Origin of the sequence: Variovorax boronicumulans, assembly GCF_040544675.1 — a bacterium.
GTDB classification, from domain to species: Bacteria; Pseudomonadota; Gammaproteobacteria; order Burkholderiales; family Burkholderiaceae_C; genus Variovorax; species Variovorax boronicumulans_D.
The window spans coordinates 161,027-184,666 of the sequence record NZ_JBEPKK010000007.1 but is presented as its reverse complement, the minus strand read 5'-3'; the positions used below and the strand labels follow the sequence as shown (position 1 = coordinate 184,666).

Sequence of the window (23,640 nt, the reverse complement as noted above, 5' to 3'; positions counted from 1 at the left end):
CACGGGGCCATCGGCAACGTTTTGGACGTTTTTGCCGGCTTGGTTGGCCCCGCGGTACAGGTCTTACGGCGGGTTGAAGCAGGTTCGGCGGAGAGCATCTCGGGCTTTTGAAACCCGGGCCGAAATCCGCAAAGCCCGCTATTTTAGCTTTTTTGGGCGATCAGATGCCGCAGTTGGCTGACCAGATCGTCCTGCTCGCACAGCCGCCTGCGTCCGATCTGCACGGTTTCGCGCCATGCGCCCTGCGTTTCCAGAGGGGGCAGGGGACTTCGGTCGAAGCCGTTCCAGACGTGGTGAAAACGCCGCAGCGAGGGCGGGGCGCCCAGCCAGTCCAGCCAGGCGTTCAGCTTGGCGTGGTGGGCGTCGTCGTCCTGCGGGTAGATCTGCCAGACCAGCGGGGCGCCGGCCCAGTGGGCGCGCACCAGCGAGTCCTCGCCGCGCACGAAATTCAGGTCGCAGGCCCACAGCAGGTGGTCGAAATCGGCTTGCGTCAGATACGGCAGGTACGAAATCGACAGCGCGCCGTGCCCATGGGGCGATCGGCCCTCCGGCGGCTGGCGCGAAAAATGGGCGCTCACCGCACGGGCGGCGCGGCCTGCCGTGACCAGCAGCCGCGTCGGCGCGGGGCCTTCGATCAGTTGGGCCAGCAAGTCCGCGAGCGCCGGCGGCTCATAGCAGAAGAGCGAGACGAGGCGCTCGCCTTCCCGCCAGGCAATCTGCTGCGCCGCCAGCCACTGTGCGCGGTCGAAGCGTGCCTGCCGCTCGGCCAGGTCGGGTTCCCGCAGCAGCCCACCGGTCGCCGGCGTGAAGCCTGGATAGAAGAAGTGCTTGGTCAAGCCGGCACCCGGGCCCTTGAACACCGGGGAGGGCAACCGGTGCAGGCGCTCGACATAGGGCTCGGCCGACAGGTATTCGAGGTTGATCCATGCCCGTCCATGCGCACCGCCGTTCGACGGCTCGGCAAATCGCGCAATCAGTTCCGGCGCGGGCTCGCATCCGAAGGCCTCGATCAGCACGTCGGGCGCGGGTGCGGCCGCGGCTCGCTGCACTGCGGCCGCATCGAGCCAATCGACCACATGCACGCCATCGCAGCCCGCGGGCGCCATCCAGCGCAGCGCCGCCGCATCGTCGATCCACAGCCGCACCTGATCGCCCTGCGCTGCCAGTTGGCAGGCCAGCCGCCAGCACACGCCCAGGTCGCCGTGGTTGTCAATGACCTTGCAGAAGATGTCCCATGTCGTGCGCGTGCCCATGGCCGCGAGTTTGCACGTCTTCGCCCTGGGTTCGTTCGCCGGCGCATCGAAGAAGGCTGCGTCGGGGTTTGCGAGGGGCGCGCGATCGGGCGGCTGGGCGCGCGCCACAATAGCCGCCATGTCAGATGTGCACTCCGATCAACTGCTCAGCGAAGTCGCGGCCCTGCCGCAATTGCCGGGCGTCTACCGCTATTTCGACGCGGCCGGCGCGGTGCTCTACGTGGGCAAGGCGCGCAACCTCAAGAAGCGGGTCGCCAACTACTTTCAGAAGAGCCACGGCGGCACCCGCATCGGCCACATGATCTCGAAGATCGCGCGCATGGAGACCACCGTGGTGCGCTCCGAGGCCGAGGCGCTGCTGCTCGAGAACAACCTGATCAAGACGCTCAAGCCGCGCTACAACATCCTGTTTCGCGACGACAAGAGCTATCCCTACCTGAAGATCGCATCGCACGCGTTTCCGCGGCTGGCCTACTACCGCGGGTCGGTCGACAAGAAGCACCGCTATTTCGGTCCGTACCCCAGCGCCTGGGCGGTGAAGGAATCGATCCAGCTGCTGCAGAAGGTGTTCAAGCTGCGCACCTGCGAAGACACGGTGTACGCCAACCGCATGCGGCCGTGCCTGCTGTACCAGATCAAGCGCTGCAGCGGCCCGTGCGTCGGCTATATCGCGCCCGAGGCCTATGCGCAGGACGTGGCGAGCGCCGAAGCCTTCCTGATGGGCGACACGCAGCTCGTGCTCTCCAAGCTCGAACAGCGCATGACCGCGCACGCCGAGAAGCTCGAATTCGAGCAGGCGGCCGAGCTGCGCAACCAGATGTCGGCGATCTCTCGCGTGCTGCACCAGCAGTCGATCGAGATCGCGTCGGACAAGGACGTGGACATCCTCGCGGTCAAGGTGCAGGGCGGCAAGGCCTGCGTCAACCTGGCAATGGTGCGCGGCGGTCGGCATCTGGGCGACCGGCCGTACTTTCCGGTGCATGTGGAAGATGCGGCGCAGATCCACCATGGCGAGATGGACGATGAAGAAGGCGCACCGCCCGCGGCGGCCGACTCCATCGAGGTGCAAGTGCTCGAAGCCTTCATCGCCCAGCATTACATCGACGTGCCGGTGCCGGCCACGCTGGTGCTGAGCCATCTGGTGAGCCGCGAGCTGATCGAGGCCGTGTCGCAGCAGGCAGGCGGACGCGTGACGGCGGTGTTCCAGCCGCGCGAGCAGCGCCGTCACTGGCTCGAAATGGCCGAGACGAATGCCGGCCTGCAACTGGCCCGCCTGCTGGCCGAAGAAGGCTCGCAGCAGGCGCGCACCCGCGCGCTGGCCGATGCGCTCGAACTCGCGGCCGACGACCTGGACAATTTCCGCGTGGAATGCTTCGACATCTCGCACACAGCCGGCGAGGCCACGCAGGCTTCGTGCGTGGTGTTCGAGCACCACACGATGCAGAACAAGGAATACCGCCGCTACAACATCGAGGGCATCACGCCCGGCGACGACTACGCCGCCATGCGCCAGGTGCTGCACCGCCGCTACGGCAAGCTGGCCGAGGCGATGGCGGCGGAGACCGAGGCTCTGCCGCCGGGCGATGCCGAAAGTGAAAGCATCGAGGGCAGCGAGGCATCGCCCAGGACCAGGACCGCGCGCATGCCCGAGCTGGTGCTGGTCGACGGCGGCAAGGGGCAGGTGTCGATGGCGCGCGAGGTGTTCAGCGAACTGGGGCTGCCGCTGTCGCTGATCGTCGGCGTCGAGAAGGGCGAGGGCCGCAAGGTCGGGCTCGAAGAGCTGGTGTTCGCCGACGGCCGCGAGAAGGTCTACCTGGGCAAGGACTCGGCGGCGCTGATGCTGGTGGCGCAGATCCGCGACGAGGCGCACCGCTTCGCCATCACCGGCATGCGCGCCAAGCGCGCGAAGGTGCGGGTGGGCGGCAGCCAGCTCGAAGATATCCCGGGCATCGGGCCGAAGCGCCGCGCGCGGCTGCTGCAGCGCTTTGGCGGCATCCGCGGCGTGGCGGCGGCGAGCATGGAGGACATCGCCTCGGTCGAGGGCATCGCCGCCGAGCTGGCCGAGGAAATCTACAAGGCGCTGCACTGAGCCAGCAACTAGAGATGGGCAACCCGGTGGGGTCATCCCGCCGTGACACAATCAAGCGATGTTCTGGACCCTACCGACCATCATGACCTGGACGCGCATCGTCGCGATCCCTTTGATCGTCGGGGTGTTCTATCTGCCGATCGCCGAGCCGATGCGCAACCTGATCGCCACGGTCATGTTCATCGTCTTCGCGGCCACCGACTGGCTCGATGGTTACCTGGCACGCAAGCTCAACCAGACCTCGGCCTTCGGTGCCTTCCTCGATCCGGTGGCCGACAAGTTCCTTGTGTGCGCCGCGCTGCTGGTGCTGGTGCATTTGCAGCGCGCCGATGTGTTCGTGGCGCTCATCATCATCGGCCGCGAGATCGCCATCTCGGCCCTGCGCGAATGGATGGCGCGGATCGGCGCCGGCAAGAGCGTGGCGGTCCACATGATCGGCAAGGTCAAGACAACCGTGCAGATGGTCGCGATTCCTTTCCTGCTCTATGACGGGCACCTCTTCAAGGTGATCGACACCGGCCTTTGGGGCCAGTGGCTGATCTGGATCTCGGCGGTACTCACCGTGTGGTCGATGGTCTATTACCTGCAGAAGGCCATTCCGGAGATCCGGGCCCACACCAAATGACGACGGTGGCCGCCGCACCCGGCCCCGCCGGCGCGGGCTGGTTGCGGGCGATGCCGGTGGTCTTCGTGCTGATCTGGAGCACCGGATTCATCGTTGCGCGCTATGGCATGCCCTATGCGCCGCCCCTCAAGTTCCTGGCTGTGCGCTATGCGCTTTCCCTGGTCTGCTTCGGCATCTGGGTCGCGCTGGCGCGGGTGGCGTGGCCGAAAGAGCGCGCGCAATGGGGGCACCTCGCGGTCACGGGGGTGTTGATGCAGGCGGGCTACCTGGGCGGGGTCTGGGCGGCGGTGCATGCGGGCATGGGTGCGGGTCTGGTGGCGTTGCTGGTCGGGGTCCAGCCGGTGCTCACCGCCGTCTGGCTCGCGTTCAACGGCGGGCGCATTTCGAAGCGGCAGTGGGCCGGGCTGGTGCTGGGGTTTGCCGGCCTGGTGCTCGTGGTTTCGCGCAAGTTCGGGCAGGGTGCCGAAGTCAGCGCGCTGACGATGGCGCTTGCGATCCTGGCACTGCTCTCGATCACGGCGGGCACGCTGTACCAGAAGCGTTTTGTCGCACCTTGCGATGTGCGCAGCGCCAGTGCGGTGCAGATGGCCGCGGCGCTGCTGGTGACGCTGCCCTTCGCGGCAATGGAATCGCAGGGCATCGAATGGAACGCGCACTCGACCGGCGCCATGGCCTGGTCGGTGCTGGCGCTGTCGCTGGGCGGCAGTTCGCTGCTCTACATGCTGATCCAGCGCGGCACGGCCACGGCGGTCACCAGCCTCCTGTACCTGGTGCCGCCGTGCACCGCTGTCATGGCTTGGCTGCTGTTCTCGGAGCCGATCACCTGGGTGACGCTGCTGGGCATCGCGCTCACCGCGGCCGGTGTGAGCCTGGTGGTGCGCAGCGAGCGCTGAGCCAGCTTCCGCCGCCTCAGCGTGTGCCGGCCTTGCCCGGCTTCCACGGCTCGCCGCGAAACTGTTCCGCCAGATGGTCCAGCAGGAGCCGCACACGGCGCGGCGTCTTCGGCCGCCAGGGCGCGATCCAGTGGATGTCGGCATCGGGCATTGCGTAGTGCGGCAGCACGCGCACCAGTTCGCCGGTGGCCAGTTGCGGCGCGATGTCCCAGAGGCTGCGCAGCATGATCCCGTGGCCCGCCAGGCACCAGTCGCGCACCATCTCCCCCGAATTGCTGGCGAGCGGCCCCTGCACGCGCACGCGGGCCGTGCTGGCGTCGCGCGCGTGGCGCAGCGTCCAGAGCGCGAACCGGCGTTGGCTTGGCTCGCCGTTCTCGCGTGCGATCAGGCATGCATGCGCCGTCAGTGCATCGACAGTGGCCGGCATGCCGTGCTGCGCGATGTACGACGGTGCCGCGGCCAGCACGCGCTGGTTGCGCGCGATGCGGCGCGTGACCCATTCGGCCGCGCGGTGCTGTTGCACGGCCCACAGCCAGAGCGCGCCGTCGTAGCCTTCGGCGCCAAGGTCGGGCAGTTGTTCGGTCAGCAGCAATTCGATCTGCAGGGCAGGGTGCCGGGCCTGGAAGGCCGCCAGCGCCGGCCCCAGCCAACGCCTGCCGAAACCGAAGGTGGCCGCCAGGCGGATGGTGCCGATCAGTTCGTTCTGCCGCTCGCCCAGTTCGCTTTCGAGGGCGGCAAAGCCTTCGAGCAGCGAGCGCGCGTGCAGGCAGACCGCCTCGCCCTCGGCGGTGACGCTCACGCGTCGCGTGGTGCGGTCGAACAGGCGCTGGCCCAGGCGCGTTTCCAGCGCGCCCAAGCGCTTGGTGACTACAGAGGGCACCACGTCGAGCGTGGCGGCCGCGCCGGCCAGGCTGCCCTGGTCGCGAATTGCCAGCACCAGGGCCAGATCGCTGCGTTCCAGCGAGGATGAATTCATGCCGATCCGGAAAGTATGAATTGGCTGATTGTTGCTTGATGGGCGCGGGGCCGCAACGCACAATCGATCCCGTGACTGCCTCCGCCCCCTCTTTTCTCTCGTTTCCCACCTTCGACATCGAACGCAACGGCGTGCGCATCCATGGCCGCATCGGCGGGCAGGGCGCACCGCTGTTGTTGCTGCACGGGCATCCGCAGACGCATGCGATCTGGCACCGAGTGGCACCGCAACTGGCCGAGCAGTTCACCGTGGTCGCGGTGGACCTTCGCGGCTACGGTGACTCGGGCCGGCCGGCGGCCGATGCCGATCACGCCGCCTACAGCAAGCGCGAGATGGCGCTCGATGCGCTCGCCGCCATGCGGCACCATGGCTTCGAACGTTTCGGCGTGCTGGCCCATGACCGTGGCGCGCGCGTGGCGCACCGGCTGGCGGCGGACCACCCCGCGGCCGTCGAGCGGATGATGCTGCTCGACATCGCGCCCACGCTGGCGATGTACGAGAACACCTCGGAGGCCTTCGCGAAGGCCTATTGGCACTGGTTCTTCCTGATCCAGCCGCCGCCGCTGCCCGAGGCGCTGATCGCTTCCGATCCGGTGCGCTACGTGCGCAGCGTGATGGGTGGACGGCATGCGGGCCTCGCGCCTTTCGCGCCCGAAGTGCTGGCCGAATACGAGCGCTGCGCCGGCATTCCGGGTACGGCCGAATCCATCTGCGAGGACTACCGCGCCTCCGCCACCATCGACCTCGTGCACGACCGGTCAGACATCGCCGCCGGTAAGAAGCTCGCGCAGCCGCTGTGCGTGCTGTGGGGCGCGCATGGCGCGGTGGGCAAGTGCTTCGACGTGCTCGCGCTGTGGCGTGCGTGCGCCGACGATGTCTCGGGCCGCGCGCTGCCGTGCGGCCACTATGTTCCCGAAGAGGCCCCGGCCGAATTGCTCGCCGAGGCGCTCGCATTCTTTTCATCTCTCCAACCATCTCTCCCGCAGACAGGAGCCACTCCATGAGCACCCACAGAATCGCAGTCATCGCCGGCGACGGCATCGGCAAGGAAACCATGCCCGAGGGCCTGCGCGTCGTCGATGCGGCGGCGCGCAAGTTCGGCATCGACCTGAAGTTCGACCACTTCGATTTCTCCAGCTGGGACTACTGCGAGAAGCACGGCAAGATGCTGCCCGACAACTGGAAGGACCAGATCGGCGGGCACGATGCGATCTTCTTCGGCGCGGTCGGCTGGCCCGAGAAGATTCCCGATCACATCTCGCTCTGGGGCTCGCTGCTGCTGTTTCGCCGCGAGTTCGACCAGTACATCAACCTGCGTCCCGCGCGCCTCATGCCCGGCATCGTCGCGCCCGTGGTGCGGCGCGACGGCACGCCGCGCCAGCCCGGCGAGATCGACATGTACATCGTGCGCGAGAACACCGAAGGCGAGTACTCCAGCATCGGCGGGCGCATGTACGAAGGCACGCCGCGCGAGATCGTGGTGCAGGAAACCGTGATGTCGCGCGTGGGCGTCGATCGCGTGCTCAAGTTCGCGTTCGAGCTGGCGCAGTCGCGGCCGAAGAAGCATCTGACCAGCGCCACCAAGTCGAACGGCATCTCGATCACCATGCCCTACTGGGACGAGCGCGTGGCCGAGATGGCGAAGAACTATGCCGGCGTGAAGCTGGACAAGTTCCACATCGACATCCTCACCGCGCACTTCGTGCAGCGGCCCGACTTCTTCGACGTGGTGGTGGCCAGCAATCTCTTCGGCGACATCCTCTCGGACCTGGGTCCCGCCTGCACCGGCACCATCGGCATCGCGCCGAGTGCCAACCTCAATCCCGAGCGCACCACGCCGTCGCTGTTCGAGCCGGTGCACGGCTCGGCGCCCGACATCGCCGGACGGGGCATTGCGAACCCGATCGGCCAGATCTGGTGCGGCGCGATGATGCTGGAATTCCTGGGCCACAAAGAGGCGCACGATGCGATCCTTTCGACCATCGAAAAGGTGCTCGCGCCCCAAAGCGGAGCACCGCGCACGCCCGACATCGGCGGCACCGCGAGCACCAGCGACCTCGGCAAGGCGATCGCTGACGCACTGTGAAAATTAGTTCGCGAAACCTTGCGGAAAGAGCGCGAGCAAACGCCCCTAAAATCGCGCGCTCCGCTGTTTTGCATGGCCTCGTGTCTTATTGACACCCTGCAGGGCAGTGGTTGTAATCCTCGCTGGCAGTGCGCTGCCGAGGCGTCAGGCCTGCCAGGCTCTTGTGCTGCATCGCTCGCGGCCAGATCGCAGCTGACGGAGCCGACCAACTTTTTCTCTCTACAAGGGGCCCTTGTGAACAAGACCGAACTGATTGAGCACATCGCAAAGAACGCCGATATTTCCAAAGCAGCAGCCACGCGGGCGCTCGAATCCACCATCGGCGCCATTCGTACCACGCTCAAGAAGGGCGGCTCCGTGTCGCTCGTCGGTTTCGGCACTTTCGCAGTCGGCAAACGGGCTGCCCGCACCGGCCGGAATCCCCGCACCGGCGACGCGATTAAAATCAAGGCAGCCAAGATTCCGAAGTTCCGTCCGGGCAAGGCGCTGAAAGACGCGCTGAACTAAGACTAGACTCGGAGAGTATTCCCGGTGGGGTGCTTAGCTCAGTTGGTAGAGCGGCGCCCTTACAAGGCGTAGGTCGGGGGTTCGAGCCCCTCAGCACCCACCACCACCCCGATGCAAAGGCGAACATCAGTTCGCCTTTTTTATTGCCGTCCGACATCCGTCGAAAAAGAGTGTTCAAGCATGTTTGATTTCTTCCGCAAGTACAACAAGATCGTCATGATTTTCTTGTTCTTGTTGATCATTCCCTCGTTCGTGCTCTTCGGTGTCGAGCGTTACCAAGGCTCCGGCAACGAAGAGAAAGTGGCCCGCGTCGACGGCCTCGACATCACGAAGCCCGAGTGGGATGCGCAGCACCGCATTGAAACCGACCGCATCCGCCAGCAGTCGCCCAACGTGGACGCGACGATGCTCGAGTCCGATGCATTGCGCTATGCCACCCTGGAGCGCATGGTGCGCGATCGCGTACTGGCCGCCGCGGCGGCCAAGACCAACATGACGGTGTCCGAAGACCGCCTGGCGCGGCTCTTCGCGCAGGACCAGGGCCTGGCCACCTTCCGAACCCCCGACGGCAAGTTTGACCGCGAGACCTTCATGCGCGTGACGGGCCGCACGCCCGAGCAGTACGAAGCCTCGGTGCGCGCAGACGTTGTCACGCAGCAGGTGCTGCTCGGTATTTCGGGCACGGCCCTCACGCCGCCCGCACTGGTGGCCGCCACCGTCAATGCCTTCTACGACCGCCGCGAGATTCAGGTGGCGCGCTTTGCGCCCGAGAGCTTCGCGCCCAAAGTCACCGTGAGCGACGCCGACATCGAGACCTACTACAAGGACCACACCTCGCAGTTCCAGGCGCCCGAGCAGGCGAGCATCGAATATCTCGTGCTCGACCTGGACGCGGCCAAGAAAAACGTTGTGGTGAACGAGGCCGATCTCAAGGCCTATTACGAAGCGAACCACGCGCGCTTCGGCACCAAGGAAGAGCGTCGCGCAAGCCACATCCTGATCACGGCGCCGACCAGCATGCCGGCCGCCGATCGTGAAAAGGCGAAAGCCAAGGCCGAGCAATTGCTGGCCGAGGTGAAGAAGGCGCCCGGCAGCTTCGCCGACGTCGCACGCAAGAACTCGCAGGACCCCGGTTCTGCCGAGAAGGGCGGGGACCTCGACTTCGTCACCCGGGGTGCGATGGTCAAGCCCTTCGAAGACGCCATGTTCGCGCTCAAGAAGGGCGAGATCAGCGGCATCGTCGAAACCGAGTTCGGCTATCACATCATCGAAGTGACCGACATCAAGCCGGCGGTGGTGCCGCCTTTCGAGCAGGTGCGCGCCACCATCGAAAGCGACTTCCGCGCCCAGCAGGCCACGCAGGAGTTCGCGAAAGCCGCCGAGATCTTCAAGGACACGGTGTACCAGCAGCCCGACAGCCTGAAGCCCGCAGCCGACAAGCTCAAGCTCACGATCCATACGGCGAACAATGTCGCGCGCACGCCGGCACCGGGCGCGACCGGCGCGCTGGCGAGCCGCAACTTCCTGAGCGCGCTGTATGAAGGCGATGCGCTGGAGCGCAAGCAGAACACCGACACGATCGAAGTGGGCTCCAGCCAGCTCGCCGCGGGTCGCGTGACGCAGTACACGCCCGCGCATCCGGTTCCGCTGGCCGAGGTCAAGGACAAGATCCGCGCGCAGCTCGTCACCGAACGCGCCGCGGTGCTCGCCAAGACCGAAGGCGAAGCCAAGCTCGCGGCCTGGACCGCGAAGGCGGACGGCGCGACCTTCGGTGCGCCTGTCACAGTGTCGCGCATCGACGCCCAGTCGCAGCCGCTTCCGGTGATCGATGCCGCGCTGCGCGCCGATGCAGCCAAGCTGCCTTCGCTGGTGGGCGTGGATCTGGGCACGCAGGGTTATGTGGTGGTTCGCGTGACCAAGGTGGTTCCGCGCACGCCGCCGACGCCCGAGCAGGCGCAGCAGGAAAGCGCGCAGGTCGGCCAATCGGTCACGGCGGCCGAAGCCGCGGCGTACTACAACCTGTTGAAGGAACGCTTCAAGGCCGAGATCCTGGTGCCGAAGCCGGCCGACACGCTGCCTGTGGCCGCCGCACGCTGACAAGGCACCGCGACGAGCGAAGGCCCGGGTCGATGACCCGGGCTTTTTTTTGGTCGCACGAGGGACAAGCGGGGCTCCGGCTTGTTGCCAGAATCCTGTGCATGGGAACCCTCTACCTCGTGCGCCATGGGCAAGCCAGTTTTGGCGCCGCCGACTATGACAACCTCAGTGAGCTCGGGCACCGGCAGTCGGTGCGCCTGGGTGAATACTGGCGCGAGCGCGGCATGGCCTTCGATGCCGTCATCACCGGCACCTTGAAGCGCCATCGCCAGACCTGGGAGGGCATCGCAAAAGGCCAGGGCCTGGAGCGCGACGACGTGCTGCCGTGGCCGGGACTCAACGAGTACGACAGCGAGGCGGTGATCGCCACGATCCATGAAGGCAAGCTGGAGAAGCCCGATTCACCCGAGATGTACCGCCATCACTTCCGCCTGCTGCGCGACGGCCTGGGGGCGTGGATGCAGGGCAGGACAAAGCCGGTCGGCATGCCGAGCTATGTGGACTTTCTTGCCGGCGTGACCACTGCGCTGGACCATGTGCGCGACCGCCACCATGGTGCGAAGGTGCTGGTGGTCTCCAGCGGCGGGCCGATCAGCACTGCGGTGGGCCATGTGCTCGGCACCAGCGCGGAGACGACCATCGAACTCAACCTGCGCATCCGCAACACATCGGTGACCGAGTTCGCCTTCACGCCCAAACGCCACATGCTCGTGACCTACAACACGTTGCCGCATCTCGACGGGCCGGCGCACGAGGGTTGGGTGACTTATTCCTGAGCGCGGCACCGCTGCCGATCAGGCCTGCCACACGCCATAGCCTGCCTTGCGCAGCGCGATGCCGAGGTCGACCTCCATGAGGCGCGCATCGTCGTAAGGCATCGGGTTGTGGTGCTCGTAGAGCGCCGGCAACAGGCGCAAGCCGAATTCCTGCACGAAGCTGTTGGCCTGGATACCGGCCTTGTGCTTGTCGAAGCGGATGTCTGGGTCCAGGCCCGTCATGCCCACATAGACGAAGGGCTTGCCGAGCTGGTAGCCGGGGTTGGCGCGCCGGAAACGGCTGCTGTTCCACACGCGATCGTCGAGCTCGACAACATACACGTGGTGCCTGGCGCGCGGCTTGCGAGGCGCTTTGGGTTTCGCGGCCTCGCCGCTCTCGCGACGGCGCGGCCGCGCGGGCATCAGCTCTTGCGCTTGATCAGGCCGTAGAGGACCAGCAGCACGATCGCGCCCAGCACGGAGGCGATGAAGCCGGCGCCCTGGCCTGCGATGTACCAACCCATCGATTGACCGACGTAGGTCACGATCAGCGAGCCTGCGATGCCGATCAGCGTGGTCACGATGAAGCCCGCCGAATCGTCGCCCGGCTTGACGGCGCGCGCCACCAGACCCACGACGAACCCGATCAGAATAGTCCAGACGATGCTCATGTAGAAATTCCTTTGGTGAAGTGGATGTGGCTTGGGGCCGTGCCCTCCGGGCAGCTTTGCACGGGCCGCGTCGATGATAGCGGAGCACCATGGGCAGCCGCATCCGGTGGCCGCGTCGAACATGTGAGCGGGAATTTCTGCCGAACCCGGCAGTGGCGAGGGCGCTGCGGCGTCCTACAGCGCGGCGTCCGGGGCGGGGCTATACCGGTCGCATGCTTGAAAATTTACCTGAGGCGATCGGTCGCGCATTGCATGGTGTGCGCGCCGGGCTGGACAACATCGTTTTCAACACGCTTGGACTGCGCGAGGGGATGGCATCCATAGAGCTCACCAGCATCGCCTTTGCCGACCATGCGCCGCTGCCGCCGCGCTACACGGCGGATGGCGAAGGCGTGTCGCCGCCGTTGCAATGGACGGGACTGCCGGCGGGGGCCGCGTCGCTGGTGCTGATCGTCGAAGACGCTGATTCGCCCACTCCGAATCCGTTGGTGCATGCCATCGTGGTGGGTTTGCAAGCTGAAGACGGCGGTTTGCCGGAGGGCGCCATTGCGAGCAGCGACGACGAAGACACCGGCCTGCACGTCGGACGCAACTCCAGCTTGCAATCGGCATGGTTGCCGCCAGACCCGCCGCCCGGCCATGGGGTCCATCGCTACGCCTTTCAGTTGTTCGCGCTTGCCGGCACGCCAGTGTTCTCCGAGGCGCCTGGCCGCGACGAGGTGTTCGATGCCCTGAAAGAGCACGCCATCGCCAGCGGATTGCTGATCGGCAGCTTCGAACGGCCCGACAGCTCGATCAAGATCGAAGAGGGCAGGGTTGTGCCGGCCGGGCCTTTGGCGGCAGGCTGAATGTGAATTTCAAGCCACGTCGTTGCGAGCCCGGACCAGAATCGCGTTTTTTGACGCTACAATCGCTGGCTCTGCGGTGGCTGTAGCTCAGCTGGTAGAGTCCCAGATTGTGATTCTGGTCGTCGTGGGTTCGAGTCCCATCAGCCACCCCAACTAATTCGCCATTCGTTGCTATCGAGCTGATAGCAACATAGTCCAGAAATTCCCATTTTGGGAATTCAGTGCGGCTGGCGGCACACCTCCCGGATGCTTTCTTACAAGCAAACTCTGGTCTTCGGATCAGCGTGCAATTCGGCCTGTCCCCAAACTGCGATTTGAAATACGTCGTGTAGTGGCCGCAAAGGTCGTGAAACGTGCACAAAGCGCTCCGCAATTGACTTTGCGTGGAGCGCTTTTTTGCATCTGACGCTGCTGCTTGGCGTTTAAGCGGCTTCAAAAAAAGGGGGCTCGTCACGCGGCACACGTAACACGGCGTCTCATGAGCGAGCGGTCCCCCATCGCCTTCAGCCAATCAGGAGCTTTTTGTAAGTCGCCCCTGATCGTGATCAGCTCGCGCCTCGATTTTTCCAGCTCACGGGGCGACGGACGCGAGCTTGCGGATCATGTTGTTATTGACGTCGGCTACATAAAGGTTGCCATTCCCGTCAATGGCAATGCCAAGAGGGCCACTGAACGATGCGTTGGTGCCCGAGCCATTGGTGCTGCCCGCGGCGCCAGAGCCCGCGAGCGTCGTGACGTCGCCAGACGGAGAGATCATGCGAATCAAATTGCTGTTCTCATCGCCCACGTAGAGATTGCCGCTCGTGTCCAATGCAATGGCAGTCAAAGCATCGAAGGATGCAGCGGCACCGTTGCCGTTGGTGCTGCCTTGCACTCCAGAGCCTGCCAGCGTTGTGACCTCGCCTGCAGGCGAGATTTTTCGAACGATGCGGTTGCCCGTGTCGGCTACATAGACGTTGCCGTTGGCATCTGCGGCGACAGCCCCTGGCCTGTTGAACGATGCAGCAGTTCCTGTGCCATCGGCGCTACCTGGCGCGCCGGAGCCGGCCAGCGTCGTAACTTCCCCGGCAGGGCTGATCTTTCGAATTGCATTGTTGCCCCTGTCGGCTACATACACATTGCCATGGGCGTCCACGGCTACACCGTGCGGATGGTCGAACGATGCCGCGGTACCGTTGCCGTTTGCGCTGCCCTCGGCGCCAGAGCCGGCCAGCGTAGAAACTTCTCCCGCAGGAGTGATCTTTCGAATTGCATGATTGTTGTTATCAGCTACATAAACATTGCCATGGGCGTCCACGGCGACACCAGACGGATGGGCGAACGATGCGGCGATACCGTTGCCGTTTGCGCTGCCCTTGGCGCCAGAGCCGGCCAGCGTAGTGACTTCGCCGGCGGGAGTGATTTTTCGGATGGTATGGCCGAAGGCGTCGGCTACGTACAGGTTGCCGCCGGCATCAGCTGCCACGCCGGCCGGGTAGGCAAACGACGCTGCGGTACCCGTGCCGTCGATGCTGCCGAAAGCGCCTGAGCCGGCGAACGTAGTCACTTCGACGCGAGCCTGCGTGCACTCCACCGTGATGTTGCTCACCGCGGCATTGGCCGTTCCAGCACCGTTGGTCACAGTGCAAAGCTGCCATGCGGGCTGAGTTGCGACCGTCACTGCATAGGTGGCGCCTTGCGCGACAGGCGTGGGGAAGTTAAAGGGGCCATTCGCAGTGATGCGCAAGTCGTCTCCTGCATTGTTCTGAAGCACAAGGCGGCCGTGTACAGCCAGTCCGCTGACGTTGCCGCCGACGGTCAGCATTGACGGAGGCGCAGGTGGCGTAGGTGGGACGAACGGAAATGCAAAGCCGCCATGACCGCCGCCCCCACAAGCCGCCAATAGAGCGGCAGTGGCCGCCAATACCAAAAATCGGAAAAAAATCACTGAATCTCCTCGAGAGTGTGTTAGTGATCCGACTGTAAACTTCAAAGAGGTCAAGTGTGTCATAACGCAATAAAGCTGCAATAGTTATTGAGTAGTAATTCACGGGTTTACCCTTATTTGAAAAGTATTCATTCGAGTGAACGCCAAAGGGTTGTGGTTCCCGCGATCGCGCATCCAATGCATGGGCCCTTAAGCTCAGGCAGGTGAGTGCATGCGGTGGGTCCGACGGGCGCGGTCCAGTCCGCGAGAGCGATTTCCCGGCTGAACCTCGTCGACCTCGGAATGCGGTTGAATTCGTGGTCCACTACACCGGGGTCTGTATGGATGTCGCGTTGGCGCAACAAATTTTGACTCGGCACTTGTGAGGGCTGGTCTAATTGGCTCCCCAAAAATGCTCTGTCGACGCTATTTCTCAAAAGCTTTCAAAGGAATCCAACGCCGGGTTTACCCGGCGTTGTCATTTCCGGCGCTCTCTGTTTGTTGCCTGTGCGCGCAACGGACTTTTACCTCCGTCCTTCCTGCCTTCGCCTCGAATAAAGCGCCCGACAGGTGCGCTTTACGTTGCGCGTTGTTGCACCGGCTTTCATTGAGCGGTCGTTTTTTTGCTGCCGATGCGCTTGCGACAAATGTAAATTGAATTAAACTCCACCCGTTTTCAATTTACAGGAGTCCAACAATGGCTTCGACCCTTGCCGATATCAATTCCCAGATCAAGAAGCACGACGAGCAGATTGCGCAATTGCGCAAGCAGGCCGAAGAAATGCGCAACCAGGAACGCGCGGGCGTGATCGAGGAGCTGCGCAAGAAGATTGCGGAATTCGGCTTGACGGCTTCCGACCTGAAACTCGGCGGCCGCGGCGCAGCCGCCAAGCGCAGCACGGCTGCAGCAGCACCCAAGGCAGCCGCCAAATACCGCGGCCCGACGGGCGAAACCTGGTCCGGCGGCCGCGGTCGCAAGCCACGGTGGGTCACCGAGGCATTGGCGGCGGGCAAGTCGCTTTCCGATTACGAAATCAAGTAAGCGCCCCGGTTGGCCGAGCATTTGCCAATAAAAAAGCCCGCATGAGCGGGCTTTTTTATTGGGCATTGAAACGAGCCTGGCTCAGTTCACCATCACCAGTTTTCCTTTGACGCCGCGCGAGCCCATGTGGGCGTATGCGGCCTTCAATTCCGCCATGGGCATCGTGCTGTCGATCACCGGCTTGATCTTTCCCTGCCCGTACCATTGCGCCAATTCGGCCATCATCTGTGCATTGGCCTTGGGTTCGCGTCTGGCGAAATCGCCCCAGAACACGCCGACCAGCGAGGCGCCTTTGAGCAAGGTCAGATTCAATGGCAGCGACGGAATGGGGCCGGATGCAAAACCCACGACCAGATAGCGCCCGCGCCAGCCGATCGAGCGAAATGCGGGCTCTGCAAAATCGCCGCCCACCGGGTCGTAAATGACATCGGGGCCTTTGCCGTCGGTCGCCGCCTTGACGGCGTCGCGAAAACCGTTGGGCAATGCGTGCGTCGTGTAGTTGATCGTGGCGTCCGCGCCAATGGATTTGCAAAGCTCGCATTTCTCGTCGGTCGAAGCGGCTGCAATTACCTTGGCGCCCGCCGCCTTTGCAATCTGGATGGCCGCCGTGCCCACGCCGCCGGCCGCGCCGAGCACCAGCACGGTTTCGCCGGCCTTCAGTTGCGCGCGGTCCATCAGCGCGTGCCACGAGGTGGCGTAGATCATGATGAAGGCCGCCGCGTCCACATGGCCGAAGCCTTCGGGCAGCGGCATGCACAGCGCCGCGGGCGCCAGCGTGTGGGTGCCGAAACCGCCGGTACCCGACAGGCAGGCCACGTTCTGGCCGACTTTGAGGTGCGTCACGCCGTCGCCGACCGCCTGGATCACGCCTGCATATTCGGAGCCCGGCACGAAGGGCAGGGGCGGCTTCATCTGGTACTTGTTCTGCACGATCAGCAGATCGGGAAAATTGAGGCTGGCCGCCTTGATCTCGATCAGCACCTGGCCCGGGCCTGGCGTGGGCGTCGGCAGTTCCTTCCAGGTCAACGCGTCGACGCCAATGGGGTTTTCGCAAAGCCATGCGTGCATGCAAGTGTCTCCTTCGGATGGGTAATGTTGAGGCAATGACTGAGGGCATGATAGGGGCCGCCGCGGGCCGGCCTTGTCCCTGCTGCGACGCACCCGACGCCTACAATCCTGTGCACCCAGAAGCACCATGAAGATACTTATTTCCAATGACGACGGCTTTCAGGCGCCGGGCATCGTCGCTCTGCACGATGCGCTCAAGGACATCGCCGATGTCGAGGTCGTCGCACCCGAGCACAACAACAGCGCCAAGTCGAATGCGCTGACCCTTGCCGCACCGCTCTACGTGCACAAGGCCCACAACGGCTTCCGCTACGTGACCGGCACGCCGGCCGACTGCGTGCACATCGCGCTCAAGGGCCTGCTGGACTACCGGCCGGACCTCGTGGTGTCCGGCATCAACAACGGCGCCAACATGGGCGACGACACCATCTATTCGGGCACCGTCGGCGCGGCCATGGAGGCCTACCTGTTCGGCATTCCCGCGATAGCGTTCTCGCAGATCGAAAAAGGCTGGGCGCACGTGGATGCGGCGGCTCAGGTGGCGCGGCGGCTGGTGCAGCAGGTCGAGCGCGAGCGCATGCTCGGCGGCCCGGCCTTTCTGCTCAACGTGAATGTGCCGAACCGGCCGTTCGACGAACTCAAGCCCGTGAAGGTGTGCCGCCTCGGCCGTCGCCATGCGGCGGAAAAAGTCATCACGCAAGACAGTCCGCGCGGCGAGACCATGTACTGGATCGCCGGCGCCGGCAGCGCCAAGGACAGCGGCGAGGGCACCGATTTCCATGCCACCGCCGCAGGCCACATCGCGCTCACGCCCTTGCAGATCGACCTGACGGATCACGCCAACCTGGGTCAGTGGCGCGAGACGGTTGCCCGCCTGGGCAATTGACATGGCGACGCAACGGCCCAGTTTCCCGGTTCGCCTGACACCTACCGCTTCGGCTGCCACGCGCGGGCGCATGCCTGCCGTACCGGTGAAGCCCATGGTGCCGTCCACGCCTTCGATGGCGTCCGATGCCGTGCGCGCGCGCATGGTGCAAAGGCTCGCGGCCCAGGGCATTTCCGATCCGCGCGTGCTGCGCGCGTTGAGTGCCGTGGAGCGGCATCGCTTCGTCGACAGCGCGCTGGTCAACCAGGCCTACGAAGACACGAGCCTGCCGATCGGCCTCGGGCAGACGATCTCCAAGCCCAGTGTGGTGGCACGCATGATCGAGCTGCTGCTGGGCGCCCCCGCGCTCGCCGGCAAGCCGCAGGATCGCCTGGGCCGGGTGCTGGAGATCGGCACCGGCTGCGGCTACCAGGCTGCCGTGCTGAACCACGTGGCCACCGAGGTCTACAGCATCGAGCGCCTTCGCGGCCTGCACGAGCGGGCGCGTGCCAATCTGCGCCACTTCAGGCTGGCCACGGTGCATCTGATGCTGGGCGACGGCATGGTGGGTTACGCCAAGGGCGCGCCCTACGCCGGGATCATCGCCGCAGCCGGCGGAGAAGCCGTGCCGGAGGCCTGGATCGCGCAACTTGCGGTCGGCGGGCGCATCGTCGCGCCGACCCACTCGGCAAGCGGCGGACAGGCCCTTGTCGTCATCGACAAGACCCCCCGGGGACTGGAGCGTCTCATTCTTGAGGCGGTTCACTTTGTCCCCCTAAAATCGGGCATCGCTTGAAGGAATAACACATGCAGGGTTTTGGCAATCGGAGTTTGTTCGCAGGCATCACGTTGGCCGTTGTGCTCGTGATCGCGGGCTGCTCCGCACCGCGCGGACCGGCGCCCGTCGAAGACCGCGGCACCATGACGCGGGCACCGGGTGGGACGCCAGGTGGTCCGCTCATCACCACGGACGCCAACGGCAAGCCGCTGCCCGGCATTGAAAACTACGGCAAGCCGGGCTACTACGCCGTGCGTCCCGGCGACACGATCCGCCGCATCGGCAGCGAAACCGGCCAGCGCTGGCAGGACATCGTCCGCTGGAACAACATCGACAACCCGGACCTCATCGAAGTGGGCCAGGTGCTGCGCGTGATTCCGCCTTCGGGCACCGCCGTGGCCGTCGCTCCCGCAACAACAGCGGGATCCGACGGCGCAGTCACCCGTCCCGTGACGCCGCCCTCGGTGGTGGCGCCCGTGCCGGCGACCGGGGCGAGCGCCGCGGTCAAGCCTGCGGCACCGGTCACTGCTTCTCCGGCCAGCCCCGGCAGCGGAAGCTCGGGTGACGAAGACCTGGGATGGATCTGGCCGGCGAGCGGCTCGCTGATTGCCGGCTTCGACGAAGCCAAGAACAAGGGCTACGACATCAGCGGCAAGGCGGGCGACCCCGTGCTGGCTGCCGCCGATGGACGCGTCGTTTATGCAGGCGCGGGCCTGCGCGGCTACGGCAACCTGATCATCCTGAAGCACAACAACACCTACCTCACTGCGTATGCGCACAACCAGGCGCTGCTCGTGAAGGAAGACCAGTCGGTTCAGAAGGGCCAGAAGATCGCCGAAATGGGCAACAGCGATGCAGATCGCGTGAAGCTGCACTTCGAGATCCGCCGCCAGGGCAAGCCCGTCGACCCCTCGCGCTACCTGCCCGGCCGGTAATGCCATGGCTGCCTCCCGCCCCCGCCGCACGCTGCCCGTGCGCGGGCTGGCGGAAAAAGCGCCTTCGGTCGATCCGCTGACGATCGACACGTCGCCCGCACAGGGCGCCGCGGCCGAGTTGATCGGTGGTGAAGGGGCCGATGCGCTCACCATCTACCTGCGCCAGGTCCGGCGCACCCAGCTCTTCTCGCCCGACGAGGAATTCCAGACCGCATGCGCCGCGCGGTCTGGCGATTTCGCGGCACGGCAATCGATGATCGAACACAACCTCAGGCTGGTGGTCAACATCGCCAAGGGTTATCTGGGCCGCGGCGTGCCGCTTTCGGACCTCATCGAAGAGGGCAATCTTGGGCTGATGCATGCCATCACCAAGTTCGAGCCCGAGCGCGGCTTCCGCTTTTCCACCTACGCGACCTGGTGGATTCGTCAGTCGGTCGAACGCGCCGTCATGACGCAGGCCCGCGCGATCCGCCTGCCCGTGCACGTGGTGCGTGAACTGCAGCAGGTGCTGCGCGCCCGCCGCACCCTCGAGGGCGATGCCGCGTTCGTTGCGCGCCGGCCCGACGGTGTGCGCGTGGAAGACATCGCCGCGCTGCTCGGCCGCGAGGTGCAGGCCGTGGCCGACCTGCTGGCACTGTCCGAGGCGCCGCGGTCGCTGGACGCGGGCGATGCGCGCGGGGACGAAGGCTTCACGCTGGCCGACACCGTGGCATCCGACGACGAACACGGCAGCCCGAGCGACGTGACCCAGACGCACGAGGTGGAGCGCCTGCTCGACCAATGGGTGCACGCGCTCGATGCGCGTGAGCGCGAGGTGCTGGAAGGGCGCTACGGCCTGCACGATCGCGAGCCCGAAACGCTCGAGGTGCTGAGTGTGCGGCTGGGCCTGACGCGGGAGCGTGTCAGGCAGATCCAGAACGAAGCGCTGGCCAAGATGCGGCGGCAGCTGGCGCGCTCCGGCATCGGGCGCGATGCGCTGTTCTAGTTTCTGAAAAAGGCGGTCCGGCGGCGCGGTCAGGAAGGGGCGGCCGCGCTGAGACAATCGGGGGATGACGGAATCCATCGAAGAAAAGAAAGTCCCCACGTACCCCGGCGAAGAATGGCTGAAAGTCGAGTCGCTCGACCTCGACGCGCAGGGTGTTTCCCACAAGGCCGACGGCATGGTCGTGTTCATCGAGGGCGCATTGCCCTTCGAGGAAGTGCAGTTCAACGTCCATCGCCGCAAGAACAACTGGGAACAGGGCACGGTCACCACGATCCGGCGCGAGTCGTCGCAGCGTGTGCGTCCCGGCTGCCCGCATTTCGGCCTGCACACCGGCGCCTGCGGCGGCTGCAAGATGCAGCACCTGGACGCCGCCGCCCAGGTCGCCGTGAAGCAGCGCGCGCTCGAAGACAACCTCTGGCACCTGGGCAAGGTGCGCCCCGAGAACGTGCTGCGCCCGCTCGAGGGGCCGGCGTGGCACTACCGCTACCGTGCGCGCCTGTCGGTGCGCCACGTGGTCAAGAAGGGCACGGTGCTGATCGGCTTTCACGAGCGCAAGAGCCGCTACCTGGCCGACATGCAGGTATGCCCCGTGCTCCCGAAGCAGGTCAGCGCCATGCTGATGCCATTGCGCGCGCTCATCGGCTCGATGGATGCGCGCGAGACTTGCCCGCAGATCGAGCTGGCCTGCGGCGACGCGCCGGACTCCACGGCGCTCGGAACGATTGCCCTGGTGCTTCGGCATCTGCAGCCGCTGTCGGACGCCGATGTCGACCGGCTGAAAGCCTTTGCGGCGCGCAACGAGGGCGTGCAGTGGTGGTTGCAGGCCAAGGGACCCGAGACGGTGAAACTGCTGGAAGAAGGCGGCACGCCGCTGGCGTACCGCTTGCCCGAGTTCGGCGTCACGATGCCGTTCAAGCCCACCGATTTCACGCAGGTCAATCCGCACATCAACCGCGCGCTGGTGGGCAAGGCCCTTCGCCTGCTCGACGTGCAATCCGACGAAAGGGTCATCGACTGGTTCTGCGGACTCGGCAACTTCACCCTGCCGCTGGCGAGCCGCGCCCGCGAGGTGCTCGGCATCGAAGGCAGCGACACCCTGGTGGCGCGCGCGATGGAGAACTTCACCAGGAACCAGCCGGCCACGAGCGCCCGGCGTGCGCTGTCTGCAACCCGCTTCGTGGCGCGAAACCTGTTCGAGATGACGCCCGCCATGCTGGTGGCCGACGGCAGTGCCGACAAGTGGCTGGTCGATCCGCCGCGTGAAGGCGCTTTCGCCCTCGCCAAGGCGATGGCGGACCTGCACCTGCAACCCGAACTGCGCACCGACGGCTGGACGCCGCCCAAGCGCATCGTGTACGTGAGCTGCAACCCGTCGACGCTGGCGCGCGACGCCGGCTTGCTGGTGCATCAGGCGGGGTACCGCTGCACCTTTGCGGGAGTGGTCAACATGTTCCCCCACACGGCACACGTCGAGTCGATTGCGGTGTTCGACCTGGAATGAGAAAAGGGCCCTTACGGGCCCTTGGTTATTCAGCGAAGTTCGCCTTGATTTCGATCGATCAGTCGCGCTCGCCGCCGAAGATGCCCAGCAAGGCCAGCAGGCTCTGGAACACGTTGAATACGTCGAGGTAAAGGGCGAGCGTGGCGCTGATGTAGTTGGTTTCGCCGCCGTCCATGATCTGCTTCAGGTCATACAGCATGTACGCCGAGAATAGGCCGATGGCCACCACCGAGATGACCATCATGCCGATGGACGAACCGACGAACACGTTGATGATGGCGCCGGCCATCAGCACCAGCGCACCGACGAACAGGAACTTGCCCATGCCCGACAGGTCGCGCTTGATGACGCTCGCCAGCGTGGCCATCACGAAGAACACGCCAGCCGTGCCGCCGAAGGCCGTCATGACGAGTTCGGAGCCATTCTTGAAGCCAAGCACCATGGCGATCAGGCGCGAGAGCATCAGGCCCATGAAGAAGGTGAAGGCCAGCAGCACCGGCACGCCGGCCGCCGAGTTCTTGGTCTTCTCGATGGCGAACATGAAACCGAAAGCGCCGGCCATGAAAACGATCAGTCCAATGCCGCCGGTGAGCGAGCGCGTGATGCCGGTGCTCACGCCGATCCAGGCGCCCAGCACGGTGGGCAGCATGCTCAAGGCCAGCAACCAGTACGTGTTGCGCAACACGCGTTGGCGCTCCGCCTGCGGCAACGCCTGGCCGTAGCCGGTGGAAGTGTCGAGGGTGGTGACGCGGTCGTTCATGGCCGAAGCTCCTGTGGTTGCTGCAATGACGCAGTTGGGCGCATTCTAGGCGGCTGCAAGAGCGGCGCAATGAAAAGACCGCGTGCAGGAGGTTCTTGAACGCCCCTGGCAATCGAAGCTGGGCCGCCGTTATGCTGTCGGGTTTTAAAGCAACCAGAGCTCAACATGAAGACCAAATCATTCCTCGAACTTGCCGACGTCAAGGCCATCGCCGCAGCCGCCGAAGCCGAGGCCCTCAAGAACAACTGGGCCGTGACCATCGCCATCTCCGACGACGCGGGCAATCTGCTCTGGCTGCAGCGCCTGGACGGTGCAGCTGCGCTTTCCTCGCACATCGCTCCCGCCAAGGCCCATACGGCCGCGATGGGGCGGCGTGAGAGCAAGGTCTACGAGGACATCATCAACGGCGGCCGCACGGCTTTTCTGACGGCGCCAGCGGTGCACGGCCTGCTCGAAGGCGGCGTGCCGATCGTGAAGGACGGCCAGGTGATCGGCGCGGTCGGCGTCAGCGGCGTGAAATCGAACGAAGACGCCCAGATCGCCAAAGCCGGCATCGCCGCCCTCGGCCTCTGACCCTTTTCGGGTCCACAAAGCAAAACGCCGACTCGAGGTCGGCGTTTTCTTTTGGACGTTCAGCGTGAAAAAAAGCTTGGCTAGTCGGCGAACCGTTGGCTAGCAAAAAACGACCCTTCGGAGATGAATCTCCTTGAGTCGCCCCACGATGAAACTTGCGCGAAGGGCGGGCTGAAACTCTTTACTTGGTGAGGATCAGCTTGCCGAGTTTGGTGGCTTGAAGCCGGTAGAGAGAACCGTTGTGCATGATGCCCACGGTTTTGCTTCCTTTGAGAAGCTCCGTGCTTTCGACCATTGGCACCGGCCGCGATGCCTGGATCGCATGACCGCTACCCGAATTGTCGAGCGAGGGATGGTTCAGAACAGTGAAGGCATTCGGTGTGGCTGGCATCTGGAGTTCCGTTTATCGAAGCGATGCGTGAATGAT

The 23,640-nt window shown here is 64.9% G+C and carries 24 protein-coding genes and 2 tRNA genes; 18 read left to right on the top strand and 8 right to left on the bottom strand.

What is annotated here, in order from left to right; genetic code table 11:
* Window positions 1-143: 143 nt before the first annotated feature.
* The gene (gene earP, locus ABIC90_RS14875; RefSeq protein ID WP_354355305.1) at window positions 144-1,253 is read right to left on the bottom strand and encodes an elongation factor P maturation arginine rhamnosyltransferase EarP; all 1,110 of its coding nucleotides are present in this window, start codon (window positions 1,251-1,253) and stop codon (window positions 144-146) included.
* A 118-nt stretch (window positions 1,254-1,371) separates the two neighbouring features.
* On the opposite strand from earP, the gene uvrC reads away from it, so the two are divergent.
* From uvrC to ABIC90_RS14860, 3 genes are read left to right on the top strand one after another with little or no spacing between them, the layout of a single operon-like run.
* Complete coding sequence (uvrC, locus tag ABIC90_RS14870; protein WP_354355119.1) at window positions 1,372-3,342, top strand: excinuclease ABC subunit UvrC; 1,971 nt, start codon at window positions 1,372-1,374, stop codon at window positions 3,340-3,342.
* A 58-nt stretch (window positions 3,343-3,400) separates the two neighbouring features.
* Entirely contained in the window at window positions 3,401-3,967 is a 567-nt protein-coding gene (gene pgsA / locus ABIC90_RS14865; RefSeq protein WP_354355117.1) for a CDP-diacylglycerol--glycerol-3-phosphate 3-phosphatidyltransferase, read from the top strand.
* On the top strand, window positions 3,964-4,860 hold the full coding sequence (locus ABIC90_RS14860; protein ID WP_354355115.1) for a DMT family transporter: 897 nt from the start codon (window positions 3,964-3,966) through the stop codon (window positions 4,858-4,860). Before pgsA ends, ABIC90_RS14860 begins: the two co-directional genes overlap by 4 nt.
* Window positions 4,861-4,876: 16 nt before the next feature.
* Here the strand turns inward: ABIC90_RS14860 and ABIC90_RS14855 are convergent, their stop codons facing one another.
* On the bottom strand, window positions 4,877-5,836 hold the full coding sequence (locus ABIC90_RS14855; protein ID WP_354355113.1) for a LysR substrate-binding domain-containing protein: 960 nt from the start codon (window positions 5,834-5,836) through the stop codon (window positions 4,877-4,879).
* 38 nt (window positions 5,837-5,874) lie between these two features.
* Here ABIC90_RS14855 and ABIC90_RS14850 point away from each other — a divergent pair, with 38 nt between their 5' ends.
* From ABIC90_RS14850 to ABIC90_RS14825, 6 genes are all read left to right on the top strand, one after another.
* Window positions 5,875-6,840 carry an alpha/beta fold hydrolase gene (locus tag ABIC90_RS14850; RefSeq protein WP_354355303.1) on the top strand — a complete coding sequence of 322 codons (966 nt, stop codon included), beginning with the start codon at window positions 5,875-5,877 and terminating at the stop codon, window positions 6,838-6,840.
* Window positions 6,837-7,922, top strand: coding sequence for a tartrate dehydrogenase (locus ABIC90_RS14845; RefSeq protein WP_354355111.1), 1,086 nt, complete (start codon window positions 6,837-6,839; stop codon window positions 7,920-7,922). Before ABIC90_RS14850 ends, ABIC90_RS14845 begins: the two co-directional genes overlap by 4 nt.
* Before the next feature lie 234 nt (window positions 7,923-8,156).
* Complete coding sequence (locus ABIC90_RS14840) at window positions 8,157-8,429, top strand: HU family DNA-binding protein (protein WP_007830705.1); 273 nt, start codon at window positions 8,157-8,159, stop codon at window positions 8,427-8,429.
* Window positions 8,430-8,456: 27 nt separating this feature from the next.
* A tRNA-Val gene (locus ABIC90_RS14835) sits at window positions 8,457-8,532 on the top strand.
* A 77-nt stretch (window positions 8,533-8,609) separates the two neighbouring features.
* Window positions 8,610-10,526: a peptidyl-prolyl cis-trans isomerase gene (locus ABIC90_RS14830; RefSeq protein ID WP_354355109.1), complete on the top strand. Its 1,917-nt coding sequence runs from the start codon at window positions 8,610-8,612 to the stop codon at window positions 10,524-10,526.
* Between the two features lie 101 nt (window positions 10,527-10,627).
* Window positions 10,628-11,302, top strand: coding sequence for a histidine phosphatase family protein (locus ABIC90_RS14825; protein WP_354355107.1), 675 nt, complete (start codon window positions 10,628-10,630; stop codon window positions 11,300-11,302).
* Between the two features lie 18 nt (window positions 11,303-11,320).
* Here ABIC90_RS14825 and ABIC90_RS14820 read toward each other — a convergent pair whose 3' ends face one another.
* Both ABIC90_RS14820 and ABIC90_RS14815 read right to left on the bottom strand, forming a co-directional pair.
* Window positions 11,321-11,704, bottom strand: a complete 384-nt coding sequence (locus ABIC90_RS14820; protein WP_354355105.1) for a hypothetical protein — start codon at window positions 11,702-11,704, stop codon at window positions 11,321-11,323.
* Window positions 11,704-11,952 (bottom strand): GlsB/YeaQ/YmgE family stress response membrane protein, encoded by a 249-nt coding sequence (locus ABIC90_RS14815; protein ID WP_354355103.1) that lies wholly within the window; start codon window positions 11,950-11,952, stop codon window positions 11,704-11,706. The genes ABIC90_RS14820 and ABIC90_RS14815 overlap by 1 nt, the downstream gene beginning before the upstream one ends.
* 212 nt (window positions 11,953-12,164) lie before the next feature.
* On the opposite strand from ABIC90_RS14815, the gene ABIC90_RS14810 reads away from it, so the two are divergent.
* Both ABIC90_RS14810 and ABIC90_RS14805 read left to right on the top strand, forming a co-directional pair.
* Complete coding sequence (locus ABIC90_RS14810) at window positions 12,165-12,800, top strand: YbhB/YbcL family Raf kinase inhibitor-like protein (protein ID WP_354355101.1); 636 nt, start codon at window positions 12,165-12,167, stop codon at window positions 12,798-12,800.
* A gap of 76 nt (window positions 12,801-12,876) precedes the next feature.
* A tRNA-His gene (locus ABIC90_RS14805) sits at window positions 12,877-12,952 on the top strand.
* A gap of 419 nt (window positions 12,953-13,371) precedes the next feature.
* Here the strand turns inward: ABIC90_RS14805 and ABIC90_RS14800 are convergent.
* Window positions 13,372-14,604, bottom strand: a complete 1,233-nt coding sequence (locus ABIC90_RS14800) for an NHL repeat-containing protein (RefSeq protein WP_354355099.1) — start codon at window positions 14,602-14,604, stop codon at window positions 13,372-13,374.
* Between the two features lie 799 nt (window positions 14,605-15,403).
* On the opposite strand from ABIC90_RS14800, the gene ABIC90_RS14795 reads away from it, so the two are divergent.
* The gene (locus ABIC90_RS14795) at window positions 15,404-15,748 is read left to right on the top strand and encodes an H-NS histone family protein (protein WP_354355097.1); all 345 of its coding nucleotides are present in this window, start codon (window positions 15,404-15,406) and stop codon (window positions 15,746-15,748) included.
* An 81-nt stretch (window positions 15,749-15,829) separates the two neighbouring features.
* On the opposite strand, the gene ABIC90_RS14790 is transcribed toward ABIC90_RS14795, so the two are convergent.
* Window positions 15,830-16,816 (bottom strand): NADPH:quinone oxidoreductase family protein, encoded by a 987-nt coding sequence (locus ABIC90_RS14790; RefSeq protein ID WP_354355095.1) that lies wholly within the window; start codon window positions 16,814-16,816, stop codon window positions 15,830-15,832.
* Between the two features lie 127 nt (window positions 16,817-16,943).
* Here ABIC90_RS14790 and surE point away from each other — a divergent pair, with 127 nt between their 5' ends.
* From surE to rlmD, 5 genes are all read left to right on the top strand, one after another.
* A complete protein-coding gene (surE, locus tag ABIC90_RS14785; protein ID WP_354355093.1) occupies window positions 16,944-17,702 on the top strand; it encodes a 5'/3'-nucleotidase SurE in 759 nt (252 codons plus the stop codon).
* Window position 17,703: 1 nt separating this feature from the next.
* A complete protein-coding gene (locus tag ABIC90_RS14780; RefSeq protein ID WP_354355091.1) occupies window positions 17,704-18,477 on the top strand; it encodes a protein-L-isoaspartate(D-aspartate) O-methyltransferase in 774 nt (257 codons plus the stop codon).
* 11 nt (window positions 18,478-18,488) lie between these two features.
* Window positions 18,489-19,394, top strand: coding sequence for a peptidoglycan DD-metalloendopeptidase family protein (locus ABIC90_RS14775; RefSeq protein WP_354355089.1), 906 nt, complete (start codon window positions 18,489-18,491; stop codon window positions 19,392-19,394).
* Between the two features lie 4 nt (window positions 19,395-19,398).
* Window positions 19,399-20,379 carry a sigma-70 family RNA polymerase sigma factor gene (locus ABIC90_RS14770; protein ID WP_354355087.1) on the top strand — a complete coding sequence of 327 codons (981 nt, stop codon included), beginning with the start codon at window positions 19,399-19,401 and terminating at the stop codon, window positions 20,377-20,379.
* Between the two features lie 64 nt (window positions 20,380-20,443).
* A complete protein-coding gene (rlmD, locus tag ABIC90_RS14765; protein ID WP_354355085.1) occupies window positions 20,444-21,880 on the top strand; it encodes a 23S rRNA (uracil(1939)-C(5))-methyltransferase RlmD in 1,437 nt (478 codons plus the stop codon).
* 58 nt (window positions 21,881-21,938) lie between these two features.
* On the opposite strand, the gene ABIC90_RS14760 is transcribed toward rlmD, so the two are convergent.
* Window positions 21,939-22,640, bottom strand: a complete 702-nt coding sequence (locus ABIC90_RS14760) for a Bax inhibitor-1/YccA family protein (RefSeq protein WP_354355083.1) — start codon at window positions 22,638-22,640, stop codon at window positions 21,939-21,941.
* 165 nt (window positions 22,641-22,805) lie between these two features.
* Between ABIC90_RS14760 and ABIC90_RS14755 the strand changes: the two genes are divergently transcribed.
* A complete protein-coding gene (locus ABIC90_RS14755; protein WP_354355081.1) occupies window positions 22,806-23,213 on the top strand; it encodes a GlcG/HbpS family heme-binding protein in 408 nt (135 codons plus the stop codon).
* Between the two features lie 181 nt (window positions 23,214-23,394).
* Here the strand turns inward: ABIC90_RS14755 and hemP are convergent, their stop codons facing one another.
* Window positions 23,395-23,604, bottom strand: a complete 210-nt coding sequence (gene hemP, locus ABIC90_RS14750; RefSeq protein WP_354355079.1) for a hemin uptake protein HemP — start codon at window positions 23,602-23,604, stop codon at window positions 23,395-23,397.
* Window positions 23,605-23,640 lie beyond the last annotated feature (36 nt).